Below are 10641 nucleotides of genomic sequence, written 5' to 3' on the forward strand. Positions count from 1 at the left end.
GTGGCTGCTCCGGTTGCTCCGATTGTTCCCGCCGCTCCGCCTGCTGTGACGACTCCGGTCGCAGTGGCTGCTCCGGTTGCTCCGATTGTTCCCGCCGCTCCGCCTGCTGTGACGACTCCGGTCGCGGTGGCCACTCCGGTTGCTACGGCGCTTCCTGACGCCACGCCCGATCACGGCGTGATGATGCCGGTCGCTACCGCGAAAGCGCCTTGAGCGCTCCGGCAGCGCTCACGAACTTCACCTTGAACTGGGGCCGAACATGAAAACGCTCAAAACATTGATTCGCGCCAGCGTCTGTGCAGGCATCAGCCTGTCGCTCGCCGGCTGCCTGACCTCGACGCCACAGTGGGACGCGCACTTCGGCGAGACCGTCCAGCAGATCAGCGCCTCGCAGGTGCTCAATCCGCAGGCCGGCACCAATGCCGATCCGGTCACCGGCGTCGACGGCGGTGCGGCGGCGGCCTCGATGTTCCGCTACGACAAGTCGTTCTCGCAACCAGTGGTTGTGAGCTCACCGTTTGGTGTCGGCCTCGGTTCCTCGGGTTCGACCACCGGGTCGCCGTAATCATCGCTGCGGTGTAGCACGGCTGGCAGTGGACAAGTGAAGTGGAGCACAAGAAATGATCAATATCCTGTTAGTTTCATCGGACCCAGGGCGTAGCCAGCAGATCACCGCCGTGATTGCCGCGAGCGGCATCGGGCATCAGCTCAAGACGCTTGCGAACGGCCTGCAGCAGGTGTGCGCCGACAAGGACGCGCTGCAAACCACCGATCTGTTGATCTTCGACGGCTACCACCTCACGCAGGACGACATCGATGCGCTCGAAAAGCTGTCGAGCCGCCATCGCGAACTGGTCTGCACGCTGATCACGCCTGAGCCCTCGCACGAGGTCCTGATGCAGGCGATGCGCGCTGGCGTGCGCAACGTCGCGCTGTGGCCAATCGATCGCGACAGTTTCATTGCCGATATCAAGCGCGTCGCCGGACGCCGTGCCGAGGCCGATCATCGCGATGGCAAGGTACTGTCGTTCGTCTCGTCCAAGGGCGGCAGCGGCGCGACCTTCGTTGCCGTCAACCTCGGCTATGCCCTCGCGACGCTGCGCGACAAGCGCGTGCTGCTGGTTGATCTGAACCAGCAGTTCGGCGACGCGGCCCATCTGGTCTGCGACAAGAACCCGCCGGCGACCATCGCCGAAGTCTGCGCGCAGATCGACCGTCTGGACGCGTCGTTTTTCGATGCCTGCCTGACCCATGCGTACCCCAACTTCGATGTACTGGCCGGCGCGGGCGACCCGGTGAAGGCCGTCGATATCAAGGTGCCGCATCTCGAGCAGATCGTAAAGCTGGTGCGCCGTCAGTACGACTTCGTACTCTTCGATGTCGGCCAGAGCGTGAACCCCGTCTCGATCTTCGCGCTTGACCACAGCGATCTGATCTTCCCAGTGCTGCAATCGAGCGTGCCGCACATTCGAGCCGGGCAGAAGTTGCTGGGACTGCTCCAGTCGCTCGGCTATCCCGGCGAGCGCGTGCGGGTTCTCCTCAACCGGCATGAGAAGCGCGGCCGGATCGACCTGAAGACCGTGGAAGGGGTAATTGGCGTCAAGGTTTACAACGCACTGCCTAACGATGCCCGTCCGGTACTCGATGCGATAAATCAGGGCGTGCCGGTGATCAAGCAGCACAAGAACAGTCCGATTTCGAAGAGTCTCGCCGAACTCGCCGAGACCCTCGCACCGGCGCCGAAAGCGTCGGGTAACACCATGCTCACGAAGCTGTTCCGCTCGAAACCGCGGGCTCAGCCGAGTCCGGCCTGAAGCCGCCTCGATTCAGCCGAAACGGCTCGAACGCCCCACCTAAGATTAGAACCGGAGCACCGCCATGTCACTGCGCGAACACCTTTTCAAGCAAGCCGCCGAGGCGCAGATCGCGCCGAGCTTCGCGATGGCAGATGCCGCCGTCGTCGAGCGGCCCGCGGTGCAACAAACGAACGGCGCGACCGATCCGGCTTCGCAAGGTGGCATGGCACGCCGCGCCTATCTGCAGCTCAAGATGGAGATCCACGAGGCCATCATCGAGCGCGTCGAGCTCGACAAGCTACAGCATCTGTCACCGGAACAGGTCGGACGCGAGTTGACGCAGCTGGTCAACAAGCTCATTGAAGAAGGCAACATCCTGATGAACGACGTCGAACGACGCACGCTCGTGCAGGACGTCAAGGACGAGATGCTGGGCCTCGGCCCCCTCGAACCGCTTCTGAAAGATCCGACCATCTCGGACATTCTCGTGAACACCGCGTACCACGTCTATGTGGAGCGGCGCGGCAAACTCGAGGCGACGGATGTGCAGTTTTACGACAACGCGCATCTGATGAAGGTGATCGAGAAGATCGTCTCGCGGGTGGGACGGCGCATCGACGAATCCACGCCGATGGTCGATGCGCGCCTCGCCGACGGCTCGCGCGTCAACGCGATCATTCCGCCGTCGGCCATCGACGGCCCGCTGCTGTCGATCCGGCGTTTCGCGGTCAATCCGCTGAAGGTTTCGGACCTGATCGAATACCAGACATTCACTTCGCCGATGGCACACCTGCTCGAAGCGCTCATCAAGGCAAAGATCAACGTGCTGATCTCAGGCGGCACCGGCAGCGGTAAGACGACGATGCTGAATCTGTTGTCGGGCTTCATTCCGTCCGACGAACGGATCGTGACGATCGAAGACGCCGCCGAACTCCAGCTGCGCCAGGAACACGTGCTACGCCTCGAAACGCGACCACCGAACATCGAAGGCAAGGGTGAAATCAGCCAGCGTTCGCTCGTGAAGAACGCACTGCGGATGCGCCCGGACCGCATCATCCTCGGCGAAGTGCGCGGCGGCGAGGCGCTCGACATGCTGCACGCCATGAATACCGGCCACGAAGGCTCGATGGCGACGATCCATGCGAACACGCCGCGCGATGCGCTGGTGCGGCTCGAAAACATGGTCAGCATGGCGGGCCTCGCGCTGCCGGCCAAGGCGATGCGCCAGCAGGTGGCTTCGGCGATCACCGTGATCGTGCAGGCATCGCGGCTCACCGACGGCCGTCGCAAGCTGATGAGCATTCAGGAAATCACCGGCATGGAAGGCGACATGATCAACATGCAGGAGATTTTCACCTTCAAGCGCACGGGGCTCGATAGCGAGGGGCGCGTCAACGGCTATTTCTGCGCGACGGGTGTGCGGCCGCAATTCAGTGAACGGTTGCAAGCCTTCGGCGTGACGGTGCCGGACGACATCTACGATCCGCAGAAACGCTATGAAGTCTGAACCGGGATTCGGGAGCACGTCATGAACAGGTTATTTCTAGGCTTTGCGGTGTTGCTGTTTTTCGCGGTGGTGCTGGTGATCGAAGCGGGCTACGTGTGGTGGAACAGCCATCACGGGGCCGGCGTCAAGCGGCTCGATCAGCGCATTCGCGCGATGTCGGCGGGTGCCACGAGCAGCATTGGATCGATGTCGATCCTGAAAGCGCGGATGCTGAGCGATTCGCCGCTGCTGACCCAGTGGCTGCTAAAAGTGCCGCGCATCCATTCGATCGACCGGTTGCTGGTGCAATCGGGGCGTAACTGGTCAGTGGCGCGGTTTTTCACCTATACGCTGGCGCTGCCGGGCATAGCCACGTTCATCGCGCTGTTTTTCGGCCTGCCGATGCTGCTTACGCTCGCGCTCGCCGTTCTGTTTGCGCTGCTGCCGCTCGGGCTGGTGCAACGCAGCCGCGCGAAGCGCATCTCGACACTCGAGCAGCAGTTGCCCGAGGCCGCAGACCTGATCAGCCGCGCGCTGCGCGCCGGTCACTCGTTTCCGAGTTCGCTCGGCATGGTGGCCGAAGAAATGGCCCAGCCGCTCGGCGGTGAATTTCGCATTACCTTCGACGAGATCAGCTACGGCGTGTCGATGAACGACGCACTGAAGAACATGGTGACGCGCGTGCCGGTCATGGACCTGCGTTACTTCGTGATTGCAGTGCTGATCCAGCGCGAGGCCGGCGGCAACCTCTCCGAGATCCTCGACAACATCAGCCAGATCATCCGCGAGCGGATGAAGCTGCTCAGCAAGGTCAAGGTGCTGTCGGCCGAAGGGCGTCTGTCGGCGTGGATTCTCGGCGTGCTGCCGTTCGCGCTTGCCGGCGTGATCATGTTGATCAATCCGGTCTTTTTTATGGGGCTGATCGAAGATTCGGCAGGCGTCAAGATGATCTGCGCATCGCTCGTCAGCATGTTGCTGGGCATTGTCTGGATGCGCAAGATCATCCGGATTCACGTCTGAGCACCGACTGCAATGAACCGCAAGTTTGCGAGGAAATCATGAACACCATGCAGATCGTGTTGTTGGGCGCGACCTTCGTCATCGTCTTTGGCGCAGCATTCGGCGCCATGCTCATCACGCGGCCGAATGTCCTGCAGCGGCGCCTCGATGCGATCGCGCCAGGCATGGCCGGGCGAATTGAGCCCACCACGGGCGCCGGACAAGGCGGCGGCACGACAGCGGACGGCCGGCCGCAATGGATGGAGACGATCGCCAAGGCCTCGGCACATGTGGCGAAGCTTTCGCTACCCACCGAGGGCTGGGACAAGTCCGCCCTGCGCACCCGTTTCATGAACGCCGGCTGGCGCAGCCCCTCGGCCGCAGCAATCTATTTCGCCGCGAAAACGGTGCTCGCGCTCGGCTTGCCGCTCATTGCCCTGCTTATGCTGAGCAGTTTGCCGAGCAGCTTATCGCACAGCCTTGCACTCGTCGCAGTGTTGCTGATGATGCTGGCGACGCTCGGCTACTACCTGCCGAACGTTGCATTGGCACGGCGAATCGATCGGCGCCAGCAAGAAATCTTCGAGAGCCTGCCCGATGCGCTCGATCTGATGACGGTATGCGTCGAAGCAGGGCTCGGAGTCGACGCCGCGATGTTGCGTGTGGCCGAGGAGATTCATGTGAAGAGCCTGGTGTTGAGTGATGAATTCTCACTCGTGCTGCTGGAGTTGCGGGCCGGTTCGAGCCGCGAGAAGGCACTGCGCAATCTGGCGATGCGCACCGGCGTCTCCGATGTCGAGACGCTGGTCGCGATGCTGGTTCAGGCCGAGCGTTTCGGCACCAGCGTCGGATCCGCATTGCGCGTGTACACCGACATGCTGCGCACCAAGCGCCGCCACCTGGCGGAAGAGCGCGCCGCAAAAATTGCCTTGAAGCTGCTGTTTCCGCTGATGTTCTTCATTTTCCCGGCGCTCCTGATGGTGTTGCTGGGACCGGCCGTGATCCAGATCTATCGCGTGATGTTGCCGACGGTCAGCGGAATCGGCGGATAAACAAACGCGCGCAGGGGCCAGCACCAGACAGCACGATAAAAAGATGCCGCAGCGGGGGAAGCAAGATGAATACAACAAAACGAAGAATGGGCAGGCGACCGCGCAAAGGCCAATCCGGCTCGACCGTGGTGGAATTCGCGATCATCGCGCCACTGCTGTTGTTCGTGATCTGCATGATCATCGACCTGGGCCTGATGTTCTGGGTCAACCTGACCATGCAATACGCCGTGCACGAAGGCGCGCGTTACGCGGTCACCGGCCAGGACAACCTCGATCCGGACAGCGCCAACCAGCAACGCTATCTCGCCGTGATCCAGGACATCGAGGATTCGTCGATGGGGCTGTACACCCTCGTCAATCCGGCGATCTCGGTGACGGTCAACGGGGTGCCCGTCGCGAATGGCGCGAACATGTTCGGAGGCCCAGGCGATCTGGTAGTGCTGCAATTGAACTGTACCTGGTCCCTCCTCACGCCGCTAATTGCGCCGTTTTTCAGCGGTGGCGCATATACCTTCAGCGTCGCGGCCACCATGCGCAATGAGGGGTTCTAATGAAAACCACCCGTCACTACCGCCGCGGCAAAAGCAGGCGCGCAATGGCCGGCATCGCATCGATCGAGTTTGCGATTCTGCTGCCCATGCTGTTGCTGCTTGCCGTGCCAACCTACGATCTGGCGCGCAACATCCAGGCGAACATGATCCTCGTGAACCTGAGCCGCGAGGGCGCCAACCTCGCCTTGCGAGCCTCGTTGACGTTCCCGATGGAAACCATCATGAACGATCTGGCGGCGACCACGCCGCCGCTCGACATGGCCGATCATGGCATGATCTACATCACCGAGGTCATGGGCGACAACGAGAACTGCAATGGGCAGGGCACCAACTGCACGATTCGCAACATCGTGCTTGCGCAGTACGAGTGGCAGCCCAACGGCCAGCAGAGCAGCTACGCGCCGACCAGCGCGGTATGGAACTGCAGCTCGGGTAACTGGGGCAGCGACGGCAGTTGCAGCGGCATCGGCGCGGGGCTTGCCGCACCAACGGCGAATGCGCTGACGGGGCAGTTGATGGCCGGGCAGATCGTCTATGTGGTGGAAAGCTATTACCAGATGCAGTACGTGTTCGGCGCGGCGAACTTCGGTTTCGGCGTGTCGACCCCAGTACTCAATCCCAATCTGTATTCGATGAATGTGTTCTGACCGGCCTGCGGGGGCATGATGAAAACAACCGGCTACTCTGGACGTAGATCCAGCAGTCGTAACAGCAAACATAAACAGCGCGGCGCGGTCAGCATCATCGTCGCCGCTTCCATCGTGCTTCTGATCGGTATCCTGGGGCTCGCTGTCGATGCGGGCATGGGCTACATGGTCAAGGCCAAGCTCGACGCCGCTACCGACGCTGCGGCCATCGCCGCGGGCGAGGCTGTGACGACCGGCAGTGATCAGGGTACGCAGACCGCCAATGCGATCGCAGCCGCCAACACGTTCTTTGCGGCCAACTATCCGGCGGGCTACCTCGGCACAACGGCGTCGATGAATACGCCGTCAGTGGCTTTCAACCAGGGCACGATTACGATCGACACGTCGGCGCAGGCGAGCTATCCGGTCAGCTTCATGCGCCTGTTCGGTTTCAACCTGCTGAATGTCGCCAGTTCATCCGAGACGGTCAGAAAGGACCTGGACCTCGTGCTGATCATCGACACCACGGGCTCGATGGCGACCGACTCGACCGTACCGCCAGCAGTCCGATCTGCGGCGATCACATTCCTGCAGCAATTCGATCCGCTTACCGACCGCGTTTCGCTGATTCACTTCGCCTACGGCACGGTGGTCGATGAGCAGTTCAACGGTAATGCCCGCGGGTTCGACCTGGCGGCGATGACCAGCAGCATCAATAAATTCAGCTTCGCCGGCAGCACCAATTCCTCGGAGGCATACTGGAATGCGCTCGACCAGTTGAACAGGGTGATCACCCAGCCGTCGAGCCTGCGGGTCATTGTGTTCTTCTCGGACGGCGCTCCTAACAGCTTTGCGTCGATCTTTCCGACCAGCAACAAGAACTGCAATTCGATTGCGGGCACCGTCATCAGCGGCGATACGCCGAACACGCCGGCCGCGCTATACGCCGACAACGTGCAAAGCCAGCAGCTCGCCTCGCCCTGTTACAACAACAACGCTGCCAAACTGATCACGCAGATGCCCACCTGGTACAACGCGCACAACACGCTCTGGCTCGACAATCAGACGATCCCGGTGATTACCAATACTCCACGCGTCGTGACCAGCACAGTGAACTATGCGAACGTGAATAATGCAGGCCGCAATATTGCCGAAGCAATGGCCAACGTAGCGCGCAACCAGAACACTTATGTCTACGCGATCGGCCGCGGCTCGGAACTTCTGCAACCCGAAGGGGCGAATAACGAAATCGGCCAGAATGTGTTGAAGTGCATGGCCAACACGACCGATTCGCTGTCACGTTGTTACAATCCGAAGCAGCCGGTTGGAGTTTACTGTAGCGCACTGACGCCGGCCGATATGACACCGTGCTTCTCCAAGCTGGCTTCGGAGATACTACGGATTGCGAAGTAGATGAAGGCTGCACGACCGTAGGCAAGGCCTGCTGCGTCAGATTACGCAGCGGGTCTCGCGTACACAGCGGTCCCATAGCAGAGAACTTCCGTCACCCCGGGCGCGATTTCAGTTGCGTCATAGCGCATCCCGACGATGCCGTTGCCGCCGAATTCCGCAGCCTGCACGATCATGCGTTCATACGCGTCCTGGCGCGTACGTTCGCACAGGGCGGTATAGAGCGAGATGTTGCCGCCGAAGATCGTCTGCAACGAGGCACCGATCGAACCCACCACGGAACGCGAGCGGACAATAATGCCGCGCGCGATACCCAGTGATTGTTCAACCCGGTAACCGGGAATTTCGAATGCGGTCGACACCATGTGACGTTCTATCATTGCGTGCCTTTTGACGAGTGACGGGCGGACGTGGGCGGCGCGGCGGCCACATGCCGCCTCGCACCACGGCGAGCGCGACGAAACACTTTCGGCGCCCGCAGCTTTCGCACATATCTTATCAGCCGCCACAACGGGGCATTCTGCACGCGCGTGAGCTCGCTTTTGACTTCGGCCAACGCAGCCCGGGTCGAGGCGAGTTCGCCTAACAGCACTTCGTCGATGCCCGCGCCGTCGATCAGCGCCACATCCGCCACGCGGGTTGCGTGACCTGCCCCCACCCGCGGCTGCGGCCAGTTCGCGGCCGTAACCGGTGTGGAGAAAGACAGCCTTTCATTCTGAAGTCATCGAACCGGAGAGATACAGATCGGGAAGAGTGTGCCGCGCGGCACGTCCGGCGCCGCCAAAGGGGCGCATCCGGACGCGGTTCCGGGCGCAGTGAAAACCGCGGGGCAATTCATGCGAAGCTTAAGCTGGCGCGCAGTTGCTCAAATGCGCGAGAGACCTGCCTGACCGACAACATGTATTTCCAGTACCGCTCTTTCAGGAATCCGGTTGGCAGGTAGGTGCTGCCAATCAGCACCTGCCCTGTCCCCCAGTCCGGCCGCCAGGTCCGCGCAATGCCGCGGCGCATGAACAGCGACAGGGTGGGAATGTGCAGGCTGGAGGCCAGATGGCCGATGCCCGAGTCGTTGCCGATGAACCAGCCGGACTCGTAGACCCAGGTGGCGACGTTATCGAGCGAGCCCAGATCGGGCAGCTTGAGGCCGAAACGTTCGATGTAGAGCCAGTCCGCGCGCTCCTGGGGCGCCACGACGAATTCAGGGCTGAAGCCCAGTTCGCGCAACCGGATGGCGAGTCTGATGAAGCGTGCAGGGAGCCAGCATTTGTCGGCGGTGCTGGCGGTGGGGTGAATCGCCACGCGCAGCGGGTATTTCCGGTGTTGCAGTCCTGGCGGCGGCGTCATGCCGTTGCTCTTGTCGGCGCCCGCGAGGCCAAACTCGTCAATGCAAAACTTCGCCAGCCGGTCGGCCATGGATTCGGAGGACCGCACCCGGCAGATATGATCGAGGAAACTAACTCGCGGGTGATACTGCTCGAGGCCCACGAACGGCTTGTTCCGGTGCATCTGGATCACCCGGTCGAACCCGGCAAGCTTTGCTGTCAGGTCTTCGGCCGCGAGGTCGTCGAGAGTTTCGATTTCAGGAAACCACGCGCCCAGCGACTGGATCTGCCGGCCGAATATGGTCACGGCAATGCCGTTTTGCTGAAGATTTCGCGCGATCGTCATCATCAGCAAGGAGTCGCCGATTGCTGGCGAAAGAACCAACGCTACGCGAGAGATTGGCTGAACAGTAGGCCACATAGCTCAATCCGGATGACGCGCCCACTGATGGGGAGAACGCTTGCCAGTCCAGAAGAGCAGTTATTTCCGCTTTCCGAACCAGCAGGAGTCTAGAACCGGCGCATATTATTCGCGTTACAGGTTTCATTACAGACGATTACGGGAAGCTTGACGCAAGCCTACGCCGGCGATCGGTCACTTGTACTTGGTCTTGAGACTTCGCCGGTTCCGAGCAGATCGCCGTGGGTCACGACAGCGGCGATCCAACGGTGCAGTTCGTGCCGCTCCATCTCGAGGAGCTGTTCGGGCAAGCCGGGCGCATCGGCGACGGCCAGCACGTTGTGGAGTGCAAGAAATGCCTTCGTTTGCGAATACATGACGTGAGCCAGACGCTTGCGGGCTTCGGGATGCGCCACGCCGGCCGCGTGCGTATCGATGATCGCGTGCGACAGCTTTTCGCTGACATAGCCAAGCGGCACGCCTTGCCGGGTTTCGCTAGCCGTGTACGCCGGGCCATTGGACGACAGGTTCAAACTCACATCCAATCCTTGAATGATTTCAGGCACGTCGAGTTCGCTTTATATGTATGCCTAATTACGTGCGCAGGCGATCTACGCCGTAGTACAAGGCCTCTTCGGTGCAACACCCTACGCATTGCTAACAGGGCTGCGCGACAGGCAGGGCCAGTAAGGACGGATCGTAAACGGAATGGCCGGCGCGATCTGTGGATCGTTCGTCTATATTTGTGTTGTTTTGTCACGGGCGCTTCATGTTCGCCTGGGCCGCTCAGGCGCCGGGTTGCCCAGAGCCTGATGTCCATTTACCTGACGGCCAGTATCGCATTCGATGCGGGTCACATCGTCCCGCTATTTTGCCTGTGGAGGCGCAGCGCCGATACACTCCGGCACCCTTAGGCACGGCGTGGCGGCCCAGCCCCTGCATCCCGCCAAAATTTCTAAGATAATGCGCGCTCCCGTCGCCGACACGGATGCCGTACAA

13 protein-coding genes are annotated in these 10641 nt (G+C 61.2%); 9 read left to right on the forward strand and 4 right to left on the reverse strand.

Features of this window, described 5'->3' with window-relative positions; all coding sequences use genetic code 11:
* From M0954_RS09940 to M0954_RS09980, 9 genes are all read left to right on the forward strand, one after another.
* The coding region (locus M0954_RS09940; protein ID WP_297352941.1) for a hypothetical protein at positions 1-213 on the forward strand (213 nt) is incomplete at its 5' end.
* Between the two features lie 46 nt (positions 214-259).
* On the forward strand, positions 260-565 hold the full coding sequence (locus M0954_RS09945; protein ID WP_122152288.1) for a hypothetical protein: 306 nt from the start codon (positions 260-262) through the stop codon (positions 563-565).
* A 55-nt stretch (positions 566-620) separates the two neighbouring features.
* Positions 621-1814, forward strand: coding sequence for an AAA family ATPase (locus tag M0954_RS09950; protein WP_297352943.1), 1194 nt, complete (start codon positions 621-623; stop codon positions 1812-1814).
* Between the two features lie 64 nt (positions 1815-1878).
* Positions 1879-3303: a CpaF family protein gene (locus M0954_RS09955; protein ID WP_297352944.1), complete on the forward strand. Its 1425-nt coding sequence runs from the start codon at positions 1879-1881 to the stop codon at positions 3301-3303.
* Positions 3304-3324: 21 nt separating this feature from the next.
* Positions 3325-4302, forward strand: a complete 978-nt coding sequence (locus tag M0954_RS09960; protein WP_297352946.1) for a type II secretion system F family protein — start codon at positions 3325-3327, stop codon at positions 4300-4302.
* A 38-nt stretch (positions 4303-4340) separates the two neighbouring features.
* On the forward strand, positions 4341-5333 hold the full coding sequence (locus M0954_RS09965; protein ID WP_297352947.1) for a type II secretion system F family protein: 993 nt from the start codon (positions 4341-4343) through the stop codon (positions 5331-5333).
* Between the two features lie 65 nt (positions 5334-5398).
* Positions 5399-5884 carry a TadE/TadG family type IV pilus assembly protein gene (locus M0954_RS09970; protein ID WP_297352949.1) on the forward strand — a complete coding sequence of 162 codons (486 nt, stop codon included), beginning with the start codon at positions 5399-5401 and terminating at the stop codon, positions 5882-5884.
* A complete protein-coding gene (locus tag M0954_RS09975; RefSeq protein WP_122152294.1) occupies positions 5884-6531 on the forward strand; it encodes a TadE/TadG family type IV pilus assembly protein in 648 nt (215 codons plus the stop codon). Before M0954_RS09970 ends, M0954_RS09975 begins: the two co-directional genes overlap by 1 nt.
* A 15-nt stretch (positions 6532-6546) precedes the next feature.
* Positions 6547-7923, forward strand: a complete 1377-nt coding sequence (locus tag M0954_RS09980) for a vWA domain-containing protein (protein WP_297352950.1) — start codon at positions 6547-6549, stop codon at positions 7921-7923.
* 41 nt (positions 7924-7964) lie between these two features.
* On the opposite strand, the gene M0954_RS09985 is transcribed toward M0954_RS09980, so the two are convergent.
* The 4 genes from M0954_RS09985 to M0954_RS10000 form a co-directional block, all read right to left on the reverse strand.
* On the reverse strand, positions 7965-8300 hold the full coding sequence (locus M0954_RS09985; protein ID WP_122152295.1) for a YbjQ family protein: 336 nt from the start codon (positions 8298-8300) through the stop codon (positions 7965-7967).
* Positions 8297-8545 carry a hypothetical protein gene (locus M0954_RS09990; RefSeq protein WP_297352952.1) on the reverse strand — a complete coding sequence of 83 codons (249 nt, stop codon included), beginning with the start codon at positions 8543-8545 and terminating at the stop codon, positions 8297-8299. Before M0954_RS09990 ends, M0954_RS09985 begins: the two co-directional genes overlap by 4 nt.
* A gap of 209 nt (positions 8546-8754) precedes the next feature.
* Positions 8755-9591, reverse strand: a complete 837-nt coding sequence (locus tag M0954_RS09995; RefSeq protein WP_297352954.1) for a glycosyltransferase family 9 protein — start codon at positions 9589-9591, stop codon at positions 8755-8757.
* A 230-nt stretch (positions 9592-9821) separates the two neighbouring features.
* Positions 9822-10181 (reverse strand): hypothetical protein, encoded by a 360-nt coding sequence (locus M0954_RS10000; protein WP_123384747.1) that lies wholly within the window; start codon positions 10179-10181, stop codon positions 9822-9824.
* Positions 10182-10641 lie beyond the last annotated feature (460 nt).

This window comes from Paraburkholderia sp. (assembly GCF_026225065.1).
Classification (GTDB): Bacteria; Pseudomonadota; Gammaproteobacteria; order Burkholderiales; family Burkholderiaceae; genus Paraburkholderia.